A 20,310-nucleotide genomic window follows, 5' to 3' on the forward strand; every position below is an offset into this window, starting at 1 on the left:
ACAGCGGCGCTATTGGTCGCCGCCGCTCAGTCTGCGCCGCCTGGCCTCGATCCAGGCATCCACCTCGTCGGCGAGCCAGACGCTGCCCTGCGCCAGCTTCGCCACCGGGGCCGGGAAGTCAGGACGCCTGGCAAGCTCGTACGCCCGCTGACGGCTGACCGCGCCGATACGCAAGCGAATCTCATGCGCGCCCACCAGGCGCACCGGCACCGAATCCATGCGCCAACTATAGGCGTGGGTCAAGTGCACATACGACACCCCTTCACGCTTAAGAGGGAAGCAGTCGTTGCTCACCATGGACGGGCCGTCGTGGCGGATGCGTTCGAAGTGCGGCAGGTAGATCTCGCGCAGCGTGCGCTCGTCGACGTCGGCACTGACCCGCAGCCGATCGGTCGCCTGGTTGACGCCGGGCCCGAGGACCACGGCGACGCCCAGGGCTCGGGCTTCGGCGCCGATCGCCGGAATGCCGGCCCGTTCGATCGGCGCGGTGTGCCAGAAGGTGGAGCCGAGGCAGAGGGCGGCCTTCTCCTCGAGGGTGAGGTTCACAGCGGGGTTCCTTGTCGGATGAGGTCGGCGAAGGCGTGTGCGCTGGGTTTGGGATGGCGGGTGAAGTCGTCGCCGACGGCGATCAGCCCGAACTTGGGCCGGTATCCCTCGGACCATTCGAAGTTGTCGAACGCCGACCAGTGCAGGTAGCCGCGCACGTCGGCACCTTCGGCGATGGCCTTCTCGACCGCCGCGACATGCGAGCGCAGGTAGGCGATGCGTTCGGTGTCGTCCTCGGTGGCGATGCCGTTCTCGGTGACATAGAGCGGCAGGCCGGTCTGTGCAGCGCGGTGCAGGACCTCGCGCAGCCCGTCCGGGTGCACGGCCCAGCCCATCTGGGTGACGGGTATGCCGGGCGGTGGTGGCGCGAAGAAGAACGGTGACGTGGGGTCGACCCATTGTTTGCGGTAGTACTGGACGCCGAGCCAGTCGCCGCCGTCGACGCCGGTCAGGCCGTCGAGGTAGCGGTCGACGATCTCGTGGCGCATCAGGCCGAGAAACGGTTCCGGGCCGTCGAGCAGCGGCAGCTGCACAGCCAGGCCGATCTGCGCGCCGCCGGCCGCCCGGATCGCCGGGACGGCCGCGAGGTGGGCGTCGAGGAGCACACCGCCGACGCGCCGCCACAGGGTCGGGTTGGTGACGCCGGGCGGGTGGTAGCCCTCCAGGTAGCCGTGCAGGGCGATCATCTGCGGTTCGTTGATGGTGCAGATGTAGGGCATCAGGTCGCCGAGCGTGTCGGTGACGAACGCGCAGTACCGGGTGAACAGGTCGATCGCGTCGGGGGCGAGCCAGCCGCCGCGGGCGGACAGCCAGCGCGGAAGGGTGAAGTGGTGCAGGGTGACGAAGGCGGTCATGCCGGTGCCGGCCAGGGCGGTCAGCATTCGCCGGTAATGGCTGATCGCCGCTCGGCTGAACTGTCCGGGCGCCGGTTCGATGCGGGACCATTCCAGCGACAGCCGGTGGGCGTTGTGTCCCAGGGACGCCAGGAGCGCGAAGTCATCGGCGTACCGATGGAAGTGATCTATGCCGTCGCCGGACGACCACCTCGCGGCAGAGGCGGGGTTCTGTTCGAAGTCCCACCAGTCGTTGTTGGTGTTGCCGCCCTCGACCTGGTGGGCCGAGGTGGCGCTGCCCCACAGGAAGCCGTCCGGAAGACGCACGCCGGTCCTTTCGAAGGGCTGCCCGGCCGCCGCGGGGACGGCGGCCGGGCAGCGGTTCACCAGTGGTAGGTGCCGGACGGCACCCGGTAGACGGTGTAGTCACCGTCGACACCCACGAAGGTGGCGCGGTGCGGGGTACGGCCCGTCCTGCCGCCGAGCCGGGGCACATGGACGGTGGCGGTGGTGTTCGGCGGGACGGTGACGGTCATCCGCAGCCGGTTGCCGTCGCGCCGCCACTCCGAGCGGGCGGTGCCCTGCGGGGTGGTGTAGTGGCCCTTCACGAACGTCAGGTCACCGACCACCTTCGGCTGGATGACCAGCTCCCGGTAGGCGAGCGTGCCGTCGGCGGCGCGGATGCCGGCGAGGCCGGCGTGGAACCACTCCTCGATCTGGGCGAGGATCATGTGGTTCTTGGAGTCGCCGCGGGTCCACCGCTCCCCCATGGTGGTCATGCCGCCCGGGTTGGCGACGGTGGACTCCATGAAGTAGCCGTAACTGGGCTGCTCGTCGGAGTGGATGACGTCCCAGAGCACGTCGTCGCGGCCGCCCGCGGACAGCGCCCGCACGGTCGGCGCCATGCCGATGGTGCCGCCGCTGAAGTGCGGGCCGTCGCCGTTCGGGTGGAACGCGTAGATCATCGCGACCAGGCCGTCGAGGACCGCCTGACGCTCCGCGTCCGGCACGAGACCGGCGTCGAGCGCGAGCGCCTGCGCGGATTGGGACACGGCGCCGTTGTCCGCGTACAGGCGCCGGGCCGGATCCCAGAAGGCGGTGTTGAACGCCGCCTTGATGTCGGCGGCCAGGGCCGTGTATCTGACGGCGTCCGCCTGATGTCCGGTCAGCCGGGCCAGTTCGGCCAGCTCCTTGATCATCAGGTAGTAGCCCCAGGTGCCGGTGATTCGGCCGGACACCGGTTCGGCCGAGACCCAGTCGGCCAGGGCCGCGTCGACGATGTGGCCGACAGCTTTCTGCCGGGCGATGTAGTCGGCGAACCGCACCATCGGCTCGTAGTAGCGGGCCGCCGTCTCGGTGTCGCCGTAGAGCTGTCGCAGGAACCCCGGCACCAGGATGATCGCGTTACCCCAGTTGATCTCATCGCCGAAGCGCCCGGTGTAACCCCAGTCGTAGACCGGGGTCTTGAGCGCCACGTTGCCGGCCATCGGGGTGTCCGCGACCGACTGTCCTTCGACCAGGTGCCGCTCGTGGGTGCGCAGGTAGGCGTCGAGGTCGAAGTTACGGTGGATCGAGCCCATCGGCATCGTGTAGTCGGCCGGGTAGGACAGCTTCTCCCGGCCCGGGCAGTCGGTGAAGACGCTCATGATGTTGCCAGCGAACGAGTACCAGGCCATCTTGTGCAGCCGGTTGACCCGGGCGTTCGACGTGGTCACCGACCCGGCGATCGGCGTCTCGGCCTGCACCCGCAGTCCGGTGATTGTCTCCTTCGTCGGCACATACCCGTCGGGCAGGCCGGTGACCTGCACCCATTGCATGCCGAAGTAGTTGAAGTCCGGCCGCCACGTCTCCCCGCCGCGCAGCCCGGCCGTGGTGTAGGTGTTGAACAGGTCCACACCGCGGCTGCCACCACCGCCCCGCAGCGACGCCTGGTCCACGGTGCCGTCGGCCGCGAGAGACTCGGCCGGCGAGACTCGGACGGTGACGCCGGCGGGCAGGCCTTTCACCGTCAGCTGCGGGAATCCGACGATGTTCTGACCGAAGTCGAACACCCACGTGCCGGGCGCCGGGTTGGTGATCGCGACCGGTTCGTAGCGGTCGGCGATCGTGATCGGCGGCGCGGTCCGGCCGACGAGCTCGGTGGCCAGGTTGGGTGGCGGGGCGATGCCGGCGGCGATCCACCCGGTCGGGGCGCCGTCGCGGCGCTTCGCGGTCGCCGTCAGATCCGATCCGGCGTGATCCCAGCCGGGCTGCTCCCGGCGGGCGTCGTGGTCACTGCCGGAGTACCAGGCATCGGTGGTCAGTGGGCCGGGCGCGGTGCGCCACTCACGGTCGGAGACGATCACCCTTTCAAGCCCATTTGTGTACGTGACCTCGAGTCGCGCGATGAATCGAGGCGTGACGGCCGCTCCGGCGCTGGCGTCGCTGGCCGCGATGTTGTTGCCGGAGCCGGTGACCGTGACATCGGCCGGGTGCGGCTTGGACAGCCCGGGTGTGAAGCTGATGCTGTCCGGGCCGATCGCGGTGATCACCCGCGATTCGAGGTTGTCGCCGCCACCACCGGTGTCGACGTTGACGGTGCCGCCGATGTGGTATCCGGTGACGCTGGACAGCGTGACCGTGGTGGCGCCGGCCTCCACGGCATTGATCAGGGTGCCGCTGCCTTTGAGCTGGCTCTGCCACCACGAGTACGGTGCGGTGCGCCCGACAGCGGGGTTGGTGGCGCTGCGCCGCACGTACGCGGGGCCGTTGCCCAGGCGTACCCCGACGGTGTTGGCGCCTTTGCGCAGCTCGCCGGTGATGTCGTAGACCCGGTACTCGCTGGAGAGCTGATAGTTGGAGTAGCCCGGAGCCAGGACCTCGTCGGTCAGGGACCGGCCGTTGACAGTGGCCAGGTGCAGGCCGACGCCGGAGAGGTAGAGCCTGGCCCGGACGACCTTGCGGTGCATGTCGGTGGTGAACTGCCGGGCAAAGATCGGCATCGGCTGGGTCTCAACGCGGCCGGGATATTCGATCCAGCGGGCGCCACCCCAGTCGCCCTGCTTCAGCAGCCCGGTCTCCCAGGTCGACGCGCGGCTCCAGTCGGTGGCGTGCCGGTTGGCGTCCCAGGCGCGGACCTGCCAGCTGATCTGCTGCCGGGAGGTCAGCGTCCGGCCGCTGTAACGGACGCCGGACTGGACCGCCGAGTTCACCTTGCCGGAGTCCCAGAGCAGCCGGTCACGGTCGGTGTCGTAGACCCGGATCTGGTAGGCGCTCTGCCGGTCCGCTGCCGACGATGACGTCTCGGCGAACCGCCAGCTGAACACCGGGTTCGGCGAGTCCAGGCCGAGTGGCTGGTCACCGCGGCCGTCGATACGCAGGCCGACGACGCGCAGACCGGGCCCATCACCGTGGCCGTGGCCGGTCGCCTCGGCGGGTCCGGCGGTCAGCAAAGTCGCGGAAGGGACGGCGAGGGTCAGTCCGAGTGCGGTGCGGCGTTTCATGCGCCGGCCTTGTAGTCGGTGTCCATGTCCTTGAGGACCTCGTCGGCGGTGGCCTGGCTGCTGAAGACCTCTTGCAGGCCGCTGAGCAGGGTCTGCTGGACCTTAGCGTTGGGCCACAGCTGGTCCATGAACGGCACGGTGCGGTTGTCGTTCACGAATGTCGTCAACTCGGCCAGGCCCGGGTCGACGGTGGTGCCGGCGTCCGGCAGGGTCGGCAGGCTGCCCTGCGCCTCGGTGATGGTCTTCATACCTTGCGGGGACATCACGAAGTCGACGAACTTGATCGCCAGTTCCTTGTTCTTGGCCTTGGCGTTGACGCCGTACCCCATGCCCGCGGCCGCGGGCATCAAGAACTGCGCCGCGTCGTCGGTGGCCGGCAGCGCCTTCATCGTGAACTTCCCCGACGGGTTCTTGCCCTTGAGCAGCGCGACGACCCAGTTGCCCTGAATGATGCCGAGCGTCTTACCGGTCGCCGCCAAGGTCTGGCTGGCCTCGTAACTTGTGCTCAGTGGGCTCCGCTGGAAGCAGCCGGCGCTGTTCATCTCCTCGTACTTGGCCATCGCGGTGGTCCACGGCGATCCGGCGAACGTGGCCTGCCCGGCCGCCATCTTGGTGTCGAACTCCTTGTCGGCGCTGTAGACGGTGGTCGCGACCAGCGCGTACGCGGCGAGCTGGGTGACCCAGTTGTCCTGGATGCCGAGCGCGTACGCCGGGGTGCCCTTGTCCTTGGCGGCCTTGCAGAAGGCGAGCAGGTCGGTCCAGGTGCCTGGTGCGGTAAGCCCGGCCTTGGTCATCGCTTCGTCGTTGTAGACGGCGCCGATGCCGTTGAGCCCGAAGAGCCCGTTGTAGGTCTTGCCCTCGTACTGGGCGAGTTTCTGGAACGACTCCGGTAGCCGGGACGCCCAGGGCCGGTCGGACAGGTCGAGCAGGTATCCGGGCTTGGCCAGCACGTAGGTGGCGCCCGGGTTGCCGTTGCCGGGCCACACCGACATGACGTCGGGGCCGGTGCCGGAGGCGAGCTGGGTGCGGATCTGCTGCTGGTGGGCGTCGGCGCCGCTGGTGGTGAGGTTGATGGTCACGCCCGGGTTGGCGGCCTTGAATGCCTCGACGAGGGGTTCGATCGAGCCCTGGTCGACCGAGGCGATAGTCAGGGTCTGGTTGTCACCGGAGCTGCCGGAATTGGCGTTGGTGCCACTGGAGCAGGCGGCGAGAAGGGATGCTGCCGCAAGGGCGGCGAGGACTTTCTTCATGATCTTCTCCTGGGTTGGAGATGCTCAGGCGGGGGTGGTGAAGGTGTATCGGCCGGACGTCAGCCGCAGGGTGAGTCCGGCGGACGTCGGTTCGGCCCGTAGAACCCCGGGCGTTCCGGCAGCGTGCACGCTGCCGGGGGCGCTGGTGGGGATCAGAAGGATGGCGGTGCTTCCCGGCGGCACCGTGGCGGTCACGGTGAGCCGGTCGTCTTCGATCGACCAGCCGCAGGCGACCAGCCCGCGGGCGGTCTCCTGTTCGGCTCGGGCCCAGGTGAGCCGGCCGGTCGGGTCCGGGGTGGGGCGCAGCAGCAACTCGGAGTAGGCGACCGAGCCGGGTGTCTGGTCGATGCCGGCAACCCGGCCGTAGAGCCAGTCGCCGACGCTGCCCAGGCTGTAGTGGTTGAACGAGTTCATCGCGGCGGACTGAAAGCCGTGTTCTTCGGTCCAGCCGTCCCAGCGCTCCCAGATCGTGGTGGCGCCGTTGCGGATCGAGTACAGCCAGGACGGGAACTCGTCCTGGTGCAGCAGCGCGTAGGCAAGGTCAGCACGGCCGTGTTCGGTCAGCACCGGGCAGAGCAGGGAGACGCCGACGAAACCGGTGGTCAGCCGGTTGCCGCGGCGTTCGATGTCGGCGGCGAGGTGGCCGACGGCGAGGCCCTCGGCGCCGTCGGGAAGAAGATTGAAGGCCAGAGCCAGCAGGTATGCGGTCTGCGTCGCGCCTTTGACGCTGCCATCGTCGGCGACGTAGGCGTCCTGGAACGCCTGCCGGATCCGCTGGTGCAGATCATGGAACCCATCGGCCGGCTTGCCGAGCACCTGCGCGGCCTGCGCCACGATCGCGGTGCTGAACGCGAAGTAGGCGGTGGCGAGCACGTCGCGCGGGGTGTCGGCGTCGATCTGCAACCAGTCCCCGTAGGAGTTGCCGGTGCGGTGCTCCCACACCAGGCCCGGATTGTGCCGGTGGATGTGCTCGACCCACGCGGCCATCGCGTCGAAGCTGCGTTCCAGAACGCGCCGATCGCCGTAGGCGCGCCACAGCAGCCACGGGATGATCACGCCAGCGTCGCCCCAGGCCGGGGCGCCTTCCCGGTCAAGCGCGATGATCGGCGCCACGTCACGGAACGCGCCGTCGGCGTTCTGGCCGCCGACGACGTCGCGCATCCAGCGGGCGAAGAACGCGGACACGTCGGCGTTGCGGGTGGCGGTCGGCGCGAACACCTGCGCGTCAGCGAGCCAGCCGAGCCGCTCGTCGCGCTGCGGGCAGTCGGTCGGCACCGCGACGAAGTTGCCACGCTGCCCCCAGCCGATGTTGGCGTGCAACTGGTTCACGGCCGGGTCCGAGGACTCGAACCGGCCTGCCCACGGGGTGTCGCTATGCAGCACGCACGCGATGACATCGCCCGGGTCTGGCTTGTATCCGGTGATCTCGGCATACCGGAAGCCGTGGAACGTCAGCGCTGGTTCGAAAACCTCATGATCGACGCCCTTGCAGAGGTACGTGTCGGTGGCCGCGGCCCGCCGCAGATTGGCCGTGTAGAGCCGGCCGTCGTCGAGGACTTCGGCGTGCCGCAGGGTGATCCGCTGACCGGGCCGGGCGTTGCGGATCGTGAGGCGGACCCGGCCGACCAGGTTCTGCCCGAAGTCGGCGATGCCGTTGGTGATGGTGATCGCCGGCAGCTCGACGGTGACTCGGATTGGGTCGTCTGGCTCGGCGACCAGCGGGCCGGGTTCGGTGTCGGCGACAGCGACCGGCCGGGGTGCGGACAGTTCGCGGCTGCCGTCGGTGAACTGGCCCATCATCAGGTCGGCGGACCGGATCGGGCCGTCGTGCTCGGTCCAGTCGCTGTCGGTCGCGATGACCTGGCGGGAGCCATCGGCGAAGTCCAGCACCAGCTGGGCCAGAAAGCCGGGGGCGTCGCCGTAGTGGCGGGCCGGGCGGCGCGGGTCGAAGCCGATGTAGCCGCTCCACCAGCCGTCGGCGACGGTCGCCTCGATCTTGTTGTCACCTCGACGCAGGTGCTCGGTGACGTCGTAGGTCTGGTACTGGATTCTCTGGTGGTATTCGGTCCAGCCAGGTGCGAGTTCGTGGTCACCGACACGCTCGCCATTGAGCTGGGCCTGGTAGACACCGCGGGCCGTCGCGTACAGCCTCGCCCGCACAGGTGCCGCCGTGAGGTGGAAGGCGCGGCGTAGGTGGATCGGCGCCTCGGCGGGACTTGGGTTGTTCAGGTCGTCGTCGGTGGGCGGGTCGATCGGGGGCAGGGTCAGCGGATTACGGCCGATCCACGCCGCGGTCCATGGGGTCGCGTCGAGCAGGCCGGTCTCGAACCAGGTATCGGCGGCTGCGTGCGTACCCTGTTCGTCCCAGATCTCGACTGTCCAGCGATAGCGGGTCGCAGGCCGCAGGGTCGGTCCTTGCCAGGCAATCAGGATCGTGTCGGCGGATTCCCGGCGCCCGGTGTCCCAGATCGTCTCGTCGCCGGCGAACGCAGTGATCCGGTAGGCGCTCTGTGCGGCGCCGTGCCGTTCGCTGCGAAGCTTCCAGGACAACCGCGGGTGCTTCTCGTCGATGCCGAGCGGCTCGGTGCGTTGCTCGGTGCTCAGGCCGTAAACGATCATCCTTTCAGCCCCCCGGCGAAGCCGTTGATGATGGAGCGCTGAAGCGCCAGGTAGACCGCCAGGACCGGGACGATGCTGATCAGCAGGGCGGCGAAGATGAGGTTCCAGTCGGAGACGAACTGGCCGACGAACCCGGCGACTGCGACGGGCATGGTCTGCTGGTCGCTGCCGGACAGGTAGAGCAGTGGGGTGAAGAAGTCGTTCCACACGCTGACGGCGTTGAGCACCAGTGCGGTGACGGTGATCGGTTTGAGCATGGGCAGGATGATGTAGCGGAACGCGGTGAGCGGTCCGCACCCGTCGATGGTGGCGGCCTCCTCGAAGTCGCGGGGCAGCGCCCGGAGGAAGCCGACGTAGAGGAACGTGGTGAACGGAACCTGCAGGCCTGCGTAGAACAGGACCAGCGACCACACCGAACCGAGCAGCCCCAGGTCGCGGATGGTCTGGTACAGCGGGAGCGCGGCGAGCTGGAACGGCAGGATCAGGCCCAGCATGATCAGCAGGAACACGCCCCGGGACCAGTGCGCGGTGCTGCGGGCCAAGGGGTACGCCGCCAGCGACGACACGACCAGCACGATCAGCACGCTGACCGCGGTGACGATCACGCTGTTGATCAGGGCGCCGCCGAGCCCGCCCTCCTGCCAGGCCTGGGTGAAGTTGGTGAGTGTCGGGCTGGAGGTGAGCGCGATCGGGGACGAGGTGTCGCTCGGCGCCCGCACCGCCAGATTGACCAGGACATAGACCGGGAAAGCGAAGACGACGGCGACCGCGATCATCAGCATCTCGAGCGCAAGGGTGCGTGAGGTGTAGCGGGTCATGATGCCGCCTTCTCGTTGCGGTTCAGGACGGCGTACTGGCCGGCGGAGGCGATCGCGACGATGGCGGTCAGCACGACGGCGAGGGCGATGCTGTAGCCGAACTCACCGAGCGTGAACGCGTCCTTGTAGATGAGGGTGGAGATGGTGTCGGTGGCGTGGCCGGGGCCGCCGCCAGTCAGCGCGTACACCTGGTCGAACAGCTTGATCCCACCGATGATCGACAGCATCAGGTTGATCGTGATTGCCGGAGCCAGCAGCGGCCGGACGATCGACCAGAACCTGCGCACCGGTCCGCTGCCATCGATCGCGGCGGCCTCGTAGATCTCCTTGGGGATCGACTGCAGCCCGGCAACGAAGATGACCATGGAATAGCCGGCGAACTGCCAGACCACGACGAGTACAACCATCCAGAGCGCGAGGTCCGGGTCGCCGAGCCAGTCCTGCCGCAGCGAGCCGAGGCCCACCCCGCCGAGCAGACTGTTCACTGCGCCGTCCCAGCCGAGCAGGTAGCGCCACAGGTATGCGGTGACGATCGGTGTAACCACGGCTGGGGCGAACAGCAGCACCCGCAGGACATTGCGGCTCTTGATGGCCGTGTTCACGCCGAGGGCCAGCAACAGGCCGATGCCGTTCTGGATGACCGTGATGGCGACCGCGACCAGCAACGTGTGCCAGATGGCCTGCAACGCGTCCGGGTCATCGGTCATCGCCCGGAAGTTGTCCAGGCCGATGAACGCGAAGTCGGTGCTGAGGCCGTCCCAGTCGGTGAAGGCGTAGTAGACGCCACGGGCGCTCGGCACGAGCACCACGAAGGCGAACAGCAGCAGCGCCGGGACGGTGAACCACCAGGGCGGTGCGGCATGTCCGCGGCGGCGCGGTGGCGCTGCCGCCGCAGCTCGGCGGGAGCGCCGCTGTTGGAGATCGGTTGTCACGGGAAACCCACCTTGCTGAATCGTTTCATGATCAGGTGGAACGGTCGCGGCACCAGCGCCGCGACCGAGGCGGTCACCCCAGCGCCGGAAGGATGTGGGCAACGTTTTCCAAATGTTTCGCCGACCTTACGAGCGCGTGCCGAACAGCGTCAAGGGGTTCTAGACACTCAATATCGGCGCGCCTCGGGGCGGCTCCAACTGCCGGCGCCCACTTCCGTGATGACGTGATCATCTCTATCTTGGATAACGTTTCACTAGCAGGGAGCGCGCATGCACGAACCGCCGGTTACGGCCCGAAGGGTGACGATCGTGGACGTTGCCCGGCACGCGGGGGTGTCGACGACCGCGGTGTCCAAGGTGCTGCGCAACGCGTACGGCACCAGCCCGCAGATGCGCAGCCGGGTCAGCGCCGCCGTCGACGAGCTCGGCTACCGGCCCTCCGCCGCCGCCCGCGCCCTACGCGGGCGCACCTGGACTGTCGGCGTGATGCTGCCGGACGTACGCAACCCGTTCTTCGCCGACATCCTCGACGGTGTCGCCGAACACCTCGACGACACCGAATACCAGCTGTTCATGACGTCCGGCTGCGACGACGTGACCAACGAGGCCCGGGTCACCGAGGCAATGATCGACCGCAGCATGGACGGCCTCGTGCTGATCGCCCCGGTCTCGGCGAAGGAGCGCCTCACGGAAGTCGCCCGCAGCGTGCCGACCGTGGTCGTCGGCCGGCACGGCTCCTCCCCCACCTACGACAGCGTCACCGACGACGACATCACCGGCGCCGCCCTGGTCGTCGACCACCTCGTCAGCCTCGGCCACCGCCGCATCGCCCACATCGAGCACCACGAGACCGATCCGGTCCGCCTCGCCGAGATGCCCAACGCCCAGCGCGCCCGCGGCTACCGCGACGCGATGATCGCCCACAACCTGGCCGGCGAGATCGACATCGCCTCGACCAGCTACACCCAGCAGGGCGGTTACCTCGGCGCCCGGCAACTGCTCGCCCGCCGGATCCGGCCCACCGCCATCTTCGCCGGCGCCGACGTCGTCGCGCTCGGCGCGCTGGAGGCGATCGCCGAAGCCGGGCTGACCGTGCCCGGCGACATCTCACTGGCCGGATACGACAACAGCGCTCTCGCCGCGTTCGGGCCGATCTCGCTGACCAGCGTCGACCAGGACGGCCGGCAGATGGGCGCCAACGCCGCCCGCCTGCTGGTCGAGCGCATCAACCAGCGCGACCGCCGGACCGCCCAGGTCAAACTGACGCCCACCCTTGTCGTACGCCGCACCACTGCGGCCATCTGATCCCCTCTCTCCCCAACACGTACCGGGACGAACAGCTGCTCGACGTGGCGGAGCTGGCCGTCCGTTGTGGAGCGCCCGGCCGCCGGACGGCCGGGCGCTCCCCGTTGTCGCTGAGCGTGTAGGCCCACCAGTCGTTGGCCGCCGAGCCGTAATACGCCTGCGCGTTATGGAAATCAGAGAAACTGTTGGCGGAAACCCGGCAGTCCTTGAAGTCAGGGCGCGCCCGCTGGACCGGATCGCGCGCGTTCGAGCAGGTGGTTGAGCTTCGCGGCGCGTGACGGGTGGCGGTGGGACATCCAGGCGACGCGGCCGGCCAGGTGGGCGGCGAAGTCGGGGTGGCCGTCGCGGTTCGCCGCAGCGAGTCCGTGGGTGGCCGCGTTGTGCAGGATGGCGCGCAGGCGGTCGTAGTCCTCGCGCGGCACGGCGGGGCGGGCGTTGACGACCAGGCCGGTCAGGGATTGACGCTGAGACTGTCGCCGGATCCGGGTCTTGCGGGGATGGATCGCAAACCCTTCCTCGTGGGCGATCTGGCCGGCGAGCGTGACGAGCCGGTCGATGCGGCCGTTGCTGAGCGTGCCGGAGAACGCGAGATCGTCGGCGTAGCGCGTGTAGTTGACGCCGAGGCGGTCGGCGAGTCCGCTCAGCCGACGGTCGAGCCGGAAGGCGCAGAGGTTGGCCAGCGCGGGAGATGTCGGCGCTCCCTGCGGCAGGTGCGGTTGGCGCAGCAGCGCGGCAAGGTACGGGCCGGGTGCGGCGCGCAGGATGTGGGCCGGCGTGCGGGTGGTGGTCACGGCGGTCAGGGCGTGGGCGACCGGTTCGGGGTAGCCGATGCCGCGGAACAGCCCGTGGATTCGCGCCGCCGTGATGCCGGAGAAGAAGGCGCGCAGGTCCAAACTCACCAGAACGGCGTTGCCGGCGTGCATGTGCGCGGAGGTGTGCGTTCCGCGTCCCGGCACGAACCCGTGGACGCGATCGTGGACGGGCACGGCCGTCAGGATCTGATCGAGCACCTGTCGTTGCAGGGCGCGCATGCGCGGTTTCGGCGCCTCGATCAGCCGATGCGGAAGCCACGTGTAGCGGTAGTGGCGGAGCCGCTCGTCACGGGCGTGGCGGTTGATCTCGCGGCGGTCGGCGAACCAGTCGAGCGCGGCGTCGTCGAGGCCGAGGAACTCGGCAAGCTCGCCGAGATCACCGATGCCAGGGGCACCCCACCGCATGCGTACGACACGGGTCGGCGCCGCGAGCCGGTGCCGGATGACCGCTCGTCGCACCGCCACCCGCGGGGTGCCGTCCAGGTTGACCAGGAACTGTCGCAGTTCACGGGGCCGGTCGGCGGGTGCGCGCGGATAGGACCGCAGCACGACGGTGACCAGTCGCCGCGCCCATGCCGGGCGGCCGGGGACCACCGACCGTACTGTCGCAAGCATGTCCTCAGGCCGCCAGCTCGTGGTGAGCAGGGCGTCGGCCAGCGCGCCGGCGACGTGGGACGGGTGCTGCCGGCGTGGTGCGTACCCGGGTTGGTCGGCAGCGTGCCCCGACGATTCCCGGTCGTGCCTGCGCCGGGCTGCGCGAAGCGCGGATGCGCGCCGGCGATGCGCTGCGGTGGTCATTCAGCTTCCTCGGGGTTACCCCGAAGAGACCCTCGCCGCCGTGAACGACGTGCGACGGCCAGCTCGGGACACGCTGCCACCCAGCAGCATAGAGACCGACGCGACGCCGTCAGCGACAGGTCGGCAGGCGGTGCCCGAGGAAGAATCTCCAGATGATCGGGGTCGCGTCGATCACCGTGGGGGTGGCCGAGTCCAGGTTGGGTGTGGTGCTCGGCCAGTCGTGGCCCAGCCCTTCGACCCGGTAGTGTTCGACCGCCGCGGCGCACCTTCGCCAGGCGTACCTGGTCACCCCGTCGACCGGCGTGCTGGTCACAGGTTCGGCGGCGCACCTGTTGCGTGCGGCCCAGCCCGCCAGCCAAGTCCGCACGGGTGGCAGCTCCTTGACCGGGTTCCCGTCGTAGGGAATCGTGGCGTCGGCCGAACCGTGGAACTCGAGGATCGGCGTCGGCCGGGCCGGTTCGCAGGCGCCGCCCTGAGGGTAGAAGGCACCGCTGACCTGAGCCGATGCGGCGATCCGCCCGGACAGCCGGCAGGCCAGCACGGCTGCGAAGCCACCACCGTTGGACTTTCCGGAAACATAGATGCGGCTCGCGTCGACGCACAGCTGACGCTGCAGCTGATTGAGCAGGTCGCTGGTGAAGAGCACGTCGTCCACGCCGGACGAGTAGGGCGCACCCTGGAACGAGGGCTCGCCGTCGTTACCGACCGTACCCTGGGGGTAGGCGACGATCGCGTCCAGCCGGTCCATCCCGGTGAGCTCCTGCTGATACTCGCTGGTGCGGGTACGCCCATGGAAGGCCAGCACGACCGGTGTCGCCCGCCCCTGCCGGTAGCCGGCCGGCAGGCTCAGCAGATAGGTACGGGCCATACCGCCACTCACGACCGTCCGGGTGGCCGGCACGCCGGGCGGTGTAGGCGGACGTGATCCGCAACCGGTGGTACGCACCGGCTCGTCGACGACGCCACCAGCAGCAGACGCGGATGCGGCGGCCGGAGCTGCCAGGCCGGCAGCCATCAGGACACCAGCGGTCACCAACACGATTCTTCGTCCGGACACGGGACGGGCTCCTCTCGCCAGACAACGAGACCCACACGCCGCGGCCGGGGTGCCGCGTCGCTGTGCCCATCACCGTGCCTCCTGAAAGATCGATGCTCACCTTTGTGTTCATTCTGTTGCCGACCCGTTTCGGCACCACCGCCCCGCGAGGTGGTCAGCCGGCCAGAGCCGCTGTCGGGGCGAGGCGGCTCGCGCGTACCGCGGGGTACAGGCCGGCGATCGCGCCGATGAGCAACGCCGCGACCATGCTGCCCGCGGTCGCCCAGGTCGGCACGAACGCCGGCCATTGCCGGCTGTACGCGTAGACGCCGGCGGCCACGACCCCGAGAACGACGCCGGTGGCCCCGCCTGTCCCGGCCAGCAGCAGCGACTCGATGAGGAACTGCATGCGGATGTGGCCACGGGTGGCACCGAGCGCCCGGCGCAGGCCGATCTCGGCCCGCCGCTCCAGCACCGAGATCACCATGGTGTTGGCGATGCCGATGCCGCCGACCAGCAGAGCCACCGCGCCCAGCCCCAGCAGCGTGCCGCTGAGAGTGGCGTCGGTGGCCTGCTTCGCGGCGAGCGCGTCGGAGGGCCGGGACACCAGCACGTGCTGGGGCGACTCCGGGTTCGCGGTACGCCCGAGCACGTCACGGACGGCGGCCACCTGGTGCTCGGATGCTCGCACGTACATCGTCGTTGGCCGGCCGTTGAAGTTCAGGTACGTCCGGGCGGCGCCCCAGCCGACCAGCACCGCGGCGTCGAGTTCCGGGACGAGGGTGGCCGGCTCGAGGATCCCGATCACCACGAACCACTCACCCGCCATCCACAGACGTAAACCGACCTTGGGTACGTCCAGACGCCGAGCGGCGGTGGCACCGAGGACCACGGCGGGATAGGTGGTGGTCGCCGGGCTGAACCAGTTGCCCGCGGCGACCGTGACATCGAGCGTTGCGGCCAGCGCGGGTTCCGCGGCGAGGACCTCGACGCTGCTCGTCTCCGGTGCGGGAACGTGATCGTTGCGGTACGCCGCGGCGCCGGTCCTGCCGGTCGCGCCGACCGACTCGACCGGCGCGATCCGGGCGACCATACGGGTCGACTCTGCGGGCAGCCCTCCGTGCTCGTCGTCGGCCTCGACGGTGAGCAGGTTGGTGCCGAGTCGTTTCAGCTCCCGGTCCAGGTGGGCCTGACTCGACGTGGTGACGCCGACCACCGCCAGCATGGCGGCGATACCGATGGCGATGCCGAGCGTGGCCAGGAACACCCGCAGTGGCCGCGCCCTCAGGCCGGCGACACCCAACCGGGCGAGATCGATCGGACTGAGACGGGCCGCGCGGAGGCGCCTGCCTCCTGTCATCGCGTCATCACCGGCCTTGCCGAGTCGAACGCGAGCCGGCCGTCGCGCATCACGATCTGCCGTGGAAGACTCGCCGCGATCTGCTGATCGTGGGTGATGACGACAACCGTGGTTCCCGCTGAGTGCAGCCCGCGCAGCTGCGCCAGCACGGCCTCGCCGGAGACCGAGTCGAGGTTGCCGGTCGGCTCGTCGGCCAGCAGAAGGGGTGGCTCGCCGACCACAGCGCGGGCGATGGCGGCCCTTTGCCGTTCGCCTCCGGACAACTCGTGCGGCCGGTGACTCAGCCGGTGCCCGAGTCCGACACGGTGCAGGGCGGCCTCCGCGCGGCGTCTGCGCCTGCGTGCCGGCAGGCCGGAATAGAGCAGGCCGTCAGCGACGCTCTCCAGGATCGCGACACCGACGGCCAGGTGAAACTGCTGGAATACGAAGCCGATCTGCTGGGCGCGCAGTGCCGACACCTGCCGATCGCTGAGCGCTGACACGTCGTAGCCGCCGATGCGGACCGAGCCGGTCGAGGGCCTGTCCAGCGTGCCGATCAGGTGCAGCATGGTCGACTTTCCGGAACCGGACGGTCCGACGACTCCGGCCAGCTCGCCGTACCCGATACTCAGGTGCACGTCCTGCAGGGCCACCACACCACCGGGGTACGTCTTGGACACCCCGGACAGCTCGACCACCGCTCCCTCACTCATGCCGGGACACCCACCACGGTGCCGTCCTCGATACCGGAACCGCGAATCTCCACCCGGCCGTTGGCGAACAGGCCGGCCTCCACCGCGACGACGCGTACGTCGCCGGTGACGACCTCCACGCCGTAGCCGCCCTCAGCCAGGGCCAGCAGGGCGTTGACGGGAACCGTCAGGACGTCTTCCCGTCTCTGCAGGACGTGCCGGACGCTCACGGTCACGCCGGCCTCGGTGCCGAGAGCCTTCTGCGAAGCGAAGCCGATCGTGATCGTCACGTTGTTCTCGCCCGGCCCGTCATCGCCTTTACCTTCGTCCCCACCGCCCGAGGTGGGCGCCGTCTCGCCGGACACCGCGGTCACCGTGCCGGCCTGCGGCGAGCCGCCCGGCACGGTCAGCGTGACCTTCGCGTCCTTGACCGCCCAGCCGGCTTCCGACCGGTTCATGTCGGCCGTGACGACCCTGATGTTGCCGGTGTACTCGACCACGTCCCCGGTCGCTGAACCGCCGACACGCACCAGCCTGCGGGAGATGCGCACCGCGTCCCGCGTGTAGATCACGCGAGAGCGATCGACGACGCCGGTCTCCGGCACCTCAAGATCCTTCTGCCACCGTTTCACCGCGGCTGTCGTCTCGGGCGAGAACGTCTCGTCAACGGTGATCCCGCGGTAACCGAGTGCCGATAGATTCCGTTCGAACTGCCGCACGTCGGAGCCGACCAGCCCGGCGCTGAGCGACCGATACATCGGCAGCGCCCCGTAGAGCATCACCACCGGCTGATCGTCGACGCGCAGCAGTGAGCCGCCCCGTTCGACGCGGCTGCCCACCTTGGGCAACCAGGTGACAGTGCCCGCAGCGGTCGAGGTCACCGGGGTGGCCCGCCCGTACCCCAGCTCACCGGACGCGGTGACTTCCTCGACCAGAGTCTCCCGGGTGACGGTGGTGGTGGCAGCGGGTCCGGTACGGCGCGCATCGGGTTGGGCCTCGCTCGCGCCGCCCAGCCCGAGAGCGCCCACCACACCGACAGTGAGCAGAACAAGCAACCCGCCTGCCGTCGCCGCCACCGCCGGCCACCTGGGCCGGCCCCTCCAGGTCATCCCTGTGCCTTTTTGTTCGGATCCCACGTGCCCTTCGGCTTGCCGTCGATCACCGGATCGCAGATCTGCAGCGCCTTCTCGTTGTCCAACGCCTCTTGTTCGGTCTGTTCCCCGCCCTGCCCACTGGGGCGGAACTCGCCGGCCGGATCCGGATCCGGAAACTGGGGCATGCCGTTCTCGCGCATGCACTTGGCGTACTTCTGCCGATTCGCCAGTTGCTCGGCCGTTATCGCGGGCCGCTCCTCCAGTTCCGCCGGGACAGTGGGCTTCAACCCGGAACACTCTTTCTGCGCCGCACGGAAACCGGCGTCGGCCTTGGAAACCTTCTTGCTGTTCAGGTAGGCCGACACATCGACGGCACCCTTGACATCGGGGTCGGGCAGGTTGTGTCCCTGCTGCCGCATGCAGTCGACCCATCGGCGTTGTGCGTCGACGTACTGAGTGAGAACGTCCGCTGTGGCGCTGGGGGTGGGCAGGTCGGGGCTGCCCGCCGTCGCCACTCCCGGTTCGTTCGAAGCACTGCCGCAGGCGCTCAATCCGAGCAGCAGCAGAAGGCCGGCCGCCGCGAGGGCGGCACGAGACGTTCTCGACACGATGAGAGATACCTTTCGAACACGATTCGACTTGCTTCGGGGACCACCAGGCGCCCACGCTGCCAGGCGGCGCTTTCACAGCACATGCGCCCGGCTCACGCGAATTGCGGCACGCGCGTCACCGTGGTGGCGGATCACCCTCGTTCGGGCCGGTCATACCGACCGGGCCGAAGCCGAATTCCAGTTCGTCAGGATGCGGCCCGTGGCTCCCAGACCCCGGCCGCGTCAAGAAGGGTTTCGGCCATCGCGACCGCGTGGACGGCCGGCTCGGCGCTGGCGGTGCTCTGCGCGGCGGCGAGGGCACCCTCGTAGAGGATCAGGAGCCGGTCAGCGAGCGTGTCGGCGTCGACGCCGGCCGGCCGCAGCAGTTCAGCGAACCTGTCACGCAGCCACACCTTGGCGGCCACGGCGTCGCGATGCGCGGCCGAGGTGGGATCCGGGTACTCCGCGAGTGTCATCTGGCAGGCACAGCCACGGTACGACTCGGGGGCGAGTCGTTTCGGAAGTTCCTCGAAGACGGCCAAGGCCGCCGAGCGCGGGTTGTCGGGAGCGGCCTGGATCGCGGCTTCGATCCACTCCCGGGTCTGCTCGTCGACGCGGCGCACATATGCCGCGACGAGCTCGTCCTTGGAGGGGAAGGACCGGTAGAGGGTGGTCGGCGCGACTTTCGCCTCGGCCGCGATGCGGTCGACCCCGGTGGCGTGCAGACCGGTCCAGTAGAAGAGATCCGCGGCGGTCCGCAGGATGTGCTCGCGTGTGTCCGCGGCGGAACGGCGAGTCTGGTTGGTCATGCGAACAGCGTATCGCCTTGTTAGGGAGCCCTTCTCTGCATGTTGGCGGGATTGCTGCGAACGATGGCGGAGATCCTCCCAAAGCGATGTTAGGAAACGATCCCTAACATGCTAGCGTCGCCACCATGGCTTCCGACACGTCCCGCCGCAGCTCGCTGGTCCTGGCGACCTTGTTCGCCGGCACATTCGTCATGGGCAGCGCCGAACTGATCGTGGTCGGCGTTCTCGATCTGATCGCGGTTGACTTCTCCGTGCCCGTCAGCAGGGCAGGCCTTCTCGTGACGGCATATGCGGCCGGCATCGCCCTCGCCGGGCCCCTGTTGACCGCGCTGACGATCCGGATGGCGCGCCGCCCCCTCCTTCTCGTATCGCTTGCCCTCTACGTCGCGGCCACCGGTGCCGCCGCGATGTCGGGCTCGTTCGGACTGCTCCTCGCACTGCGGGGTCTGACCGGCGCACTGCAGGGACTGTTCATCGGAGTGGCGTTCGGAGTGGCCGCACGTCAGGTTGCTCCCGAACGTGCCGGCAAAGCGATCGCCGTGGTCATCGGGGGCGTCGCGGTCTCCAGTGCCGTCGGCGTACCGCTGGGGACTCTGCTGGCCAATGCCGCCGGATGGCAGGCCTCGTTCATCGGCATCGCGCTCCTGGGAGTCATCGCGCTGGCCGGTGCCGTACTCGTCGTCCCGCCCGTGCCGAACGCCGGACAGGGCGGATCGGCGGACCAGGCCCGGCATGCACTCGCGCCGCGAGTGCTCGCACTGCTCGCGCTGGGTCTGGTCGTCCTCGGCGGGCAGTTCGCCGCGCTCACCTACATCGCGCCGTTCCTGTCGGAGGTCACCGGCATGTCCGGCGGCGTGATCAGCCTGTTCCTGCTCGCGTTCGGCGCGGCCAACGCGGTCGGCACCTTCGCCGGCGGGGCAGCGGCCGACCGCGCCCCCGGGATCGCCCTGGTGGCCTGCTGCATCACGCTCACAGCGGCTTTCGGCGTACTGCTGGTGTTCGGCCGATCCGCGGTGGCGGTGGCCGTGGCCATGACGCTCTGGGGAATCGTCGGCTTCGGCCTGGTGCCCTCCCTGCAGCACCGGGTCGTCCTGCTGGCCGGTCCGGGTCGCGACCTCGCGTCGAGTCTCCCCGCGTCGGCTGTCACGACCGGCATCGCCGTCGGCGCCGTCGTCGGCGGCTGGGCGCTCGACCACTCCGGCAGCACCGGCCCCGTGGTCACCGCCCTGGCCGCGTCAGCCGCGTCGGTATTGCTCGCGTGGGCCACCAACCTCCTCAAGCCGCCGCCCTCCCACTCCCCCGTCGGCAGCCCGGTGCAACCGGCCGCCATCGAAGCCCAGTAATCGAGTAACCCC

16 protein-coding genes are annotated in these 20,310 nt (G+C 69.3%); 2 read left to right on the forward strand and 14 right to left on the reverse strand.

What is annotated here, in order from left to right; genetic code table 11:
• Nucleotides 1-9 precede the first annotated feature (9 nt).
• The 7 genes from AB0M02_RS35920 to AB0M02_RS35950 are packed head-to-tail and all read right to left on the reverse strand — an operon-like array spanning nucleotide 10 to nucleotide 10,480.
• Complete coding sequence (locus AB0M02_RS35920) at nucleotides 10-546, reverse strand: hypothetical protein (protein WP_364235342.1); 537 nt, start codon at nucleotides 544-546, stop codon at nucleotides 10-12.
• Nucleotides 543-1,706, reverse strand: coding sequence for a family 1 glycosylhydrolase (locus AB0M02_RS35925; RefSeq protein WP_364235345.1), 1,164 nt, complete (start codon nucleotides 1,704-1,706; stop codon nucleotides 543-545). Before AB0M02_RS35925 ends, AB0M02_RS35920 begins: the two co-directional genes overlap by 4 nt.
• Before the next feature lie 56 nt (nucleotides 1,707-1,762).
• Nucleotides 1,763-4,861, reverse strand: a complete 3,099-nt coding sequence (locus AB0M02_RS35930; RefSeq protein ID WP_364235347.1) for a family 78 glycoside hydrolase catalytic domain — start codon at nucleotides 4,859-4,861, stop codon at nucleotides 1,763-1,765.
• On the reverse strand, nucleotides 4,858-6,111 hold the full coding sequence (locus tag AB0M02_RS35935; RefSeq protein WP_364235349.1) for an extracellular solute-binding protein: 1,254 nt from the start codon (nucleotides 6,109-6,111) through the stop codon (nucleotides 4,858-4,860). Before AB0M02_RS35935 ends, AB0M02_RS35930 begins: the two co-directional genes overlap by 4 nt.
• Before the next feature lie 24 nt (nucleotides 6,112-6,135).
• Nucleotides 6,136-8,730, reverse strand: a complete 2,595-nt coding sequence (locus AB0M02_RS35940) for a family 78 glycoside hydrolase catalytic domain (RefSeq protein ID WP_364235352.1) — start codon at nucleotides 8,728-8,730, stop codon at nucleotides 6,136-6,138.
• Complete coding sequence (locus tag AB0M02_RS35945) at nucleotides 8,727-9,548, reverse strand: carbohydrate ABC transporter permease (protein WP_364235354.1); 822 nt, start codon at nucleotides 9,546-9,548, stop codon at nucleotides 8,727-8,729. The genes AB0M02_RS35940 and AB0M02_RS35945 overlap by 4 nt, the downstream gene beginning before the upstream one ends.
• Nucleotides 9,545-10,480 carry a sugar ABC transporter permease gene (locus AB0M02_RS35950; protein ID WP_364235357.1) on the reverse strand — a complete coding sequence of 312 codons (936 nt, stop codon included), beginning with the start codon at nucleotides 10,478-10,480 and terminating at the stop codon, nucleotides 9,545-9,547. Before AB0M02_RS35950 ends, AB0M02_RS35945 begins: the two co-directional genes overlap by 4 nt.
• A gap of 300 nt (nucleotides 10,481-10,780) precedes the next feature.
• On the opposite strand from AB0M02_RS35950, the gene AB0M02_RS35955 reads away from it, so the two are divergent.
• Nucleotides 10,781-11,785, forward strand: coding sequence for a LacI family DNA-binding transcriptional regulator (locus AB0M02_RS35955; RefSeq protein WP_364235359.1), 1,005 nt, complete (start codon nucleotides 10,781-10,783; stop codon nucleotides 11,783-11,785).
• A 212-nt stretch (nucleotides 11,786-11,997) separates the two neighbouring features.
• Here the strand turns inward: AB0M02_RS35955 and AB0M02_RS35960 are convergent, their stop codons facing one another.
• From AB0M02_RS35960 to AB0M02_RS35990, 7 genes are all read right to left on the reverse strand, one after another.
• Nucleotides 11,998-13,395, reverse strand: a complete 1,398-nt coding sequence (locus AB0M02_RS35960; RefSeq protein WP_364235360.1) for a reverse transcriptase family protein — start codon at nucleotides 13,393-13,395, stop codon at nucleotides 11,998-12,000.
• 109 nt (nucleotides 13,396-13,504) lie between these two features.
• Nucleotides 13,505-14,428, reverse strand: a complete 924-nt coding sequence (locus AB0M02_RS35965) for an alpha/beta hydrolase fold domain-containing protein (protein WP_364235362.1) — start codon at nucleotides 14,426-14,428, stop codon at nucleotides 13,505-13,507.
• A 178-nt stretch (nucleotides 14,429-14,606) separates the two neighbouring features.
• Nucleotides 14,607-15,791 (reverse strand): ABC transporter permease, encoded by a 1,185-nt coding sequence (locus AB0M02_RS35970; RefSeq protein ID WP_364235364.1) that lies wholly within the window; start codon nucleotides 15,789-15,791, stop codon nucleotides 14,607-14,609.
• Nucleotides 15,788-16,468, reverse strand: a complete 681-nt coding sequence (locus tag AB0M02_RS35975; protein WP_364235603.1) for an ABC transporter ATP-binding protein — start codon at nucleotides 16,466-16,468, stop codon at nucleotides 15,788-15,790. Before AB0M02_RS35975 ends, AB0M02_RS35970 begins: the two co-directional genes overlap by 4 nt.
• Nucleotides 16,469-16,479: 11 nt before the next feature.
• Entirely contained in the window at nucleotides 16,480-17,538 is a 1,059-nt protein-coding gene (locus AB0M02_RS35980) for a peptidoglycan-binding domain-containing protein (protein ID WP_364235365.1), read from the reverse strand.
• Between the two features lie 29 nt (nucleotides 17,539-17,567).
• Entirely contained in the window at nucleotides 17,568-18,071 is a 504-nt protein-coding gene (locus tag AB0M02_RS35985) for a hypothetical protein (RefSeq protein WP_364235368.1), read from the reverse strand.
• Nucleotides 18,072-18,352: 281 nt separating this feature from the next.
• Nucleotides 18,353-18,955: a TetR/AcrR family transcriptional regulator gene (locus AB0M02_RS35990; RefSeq protein WP_364235370.1), complete on the reverse strand. Its 603-nt coding sequence runs from the start codon at nucleotides 18,953-18,955 to the stop codon at nucleotides 18,353-18,355.
• A gap of 125 nt (nucleotides 18,956-19,080) precedes the next feature.
• Between AB0M02_RS35990 and AB0M02_RS35995 the strand changes: the two genes are divergently transcribed.
• Complete coding sequence (locus tag AB0M02_RS35995) at nucleotides 19,081-20,298, forward strand: MFS transporter (protein ID WP_364235371.1); 1,218 nt, start codon at nucleotides 19,081-19,083, stop codon at nucleotides 20,296-20,298.
• The last annotated feature ends 12 nt before the right edge of the window (nucleotides 20,299-20,310 follow it).

This window comes from Actinoplanes sp. NPDC051861, assembly GCF_040681145.1.
Classification (GTDB): domain Bacteria; phylum Actinomycetota; class Actinomycetes; order Mycobacteriales; family Micromonosporaceae; genus Actinoplanes.

Coding starts and splice junctions, on each gene's coding strand:
- AB0M02_RS35990 (WP_364235370.1), bottom strand. CDS start 18,955: ATGACCAACCAGACTCGCCGTTCCGCCGCGGACACACGCGAGCACATC.
- AB0M02_RS35940 (WP_364235352.1), bottom strand. CDS start 8,730: ATGATCGTTTACGGCCTGAGCACCGAGCAACGCACCGAGCCGCTCGGC.
- AB0M02_RS35935 (WP_364235349.1), bottom strand. CDS start 6,111: ATGAAGAAAGTCCTCGCCGCCCTTGCGGCAGCATCCCTTCTCGCCGCC.
- AB0M02_RS35995 (WP_364235371.1), top strand. CDS start 19,081: ATGGCTTCCGACACGTCCCGCCGCAGCTCGCTGGTCCTGGCGACCTTG.
- AB0M02_RS35945 (WP_364235354.1), bottom strand. CDS start 9,548: ATGACCCGCTACACCTCACGCACCCTTGCGCTCGAGATGCTGATGATC.
- AB0M02_RS35960 (WP_364235360.1), bottom strand. CDS start 13,395: ATGACCACCGCAGCGCATCGCCGGCGCGCATCCGCGCTTCGCGCAGCC.
- AB0M02_RS35930 (WP_364235347.1), bottom strand. CDS start 4,861: ATGAAACGCCGCACCGCACTCGGACTGACCCTCGCCGTCCCTTCCGCG.
- AB0M02_RS35970 (WP_364235364.1), bottom strand. CDS start 15,791: ATGACAGGAGGCAGGCGCCTCCGCGCGGCCCGTCTCAGTCCGATCGAT.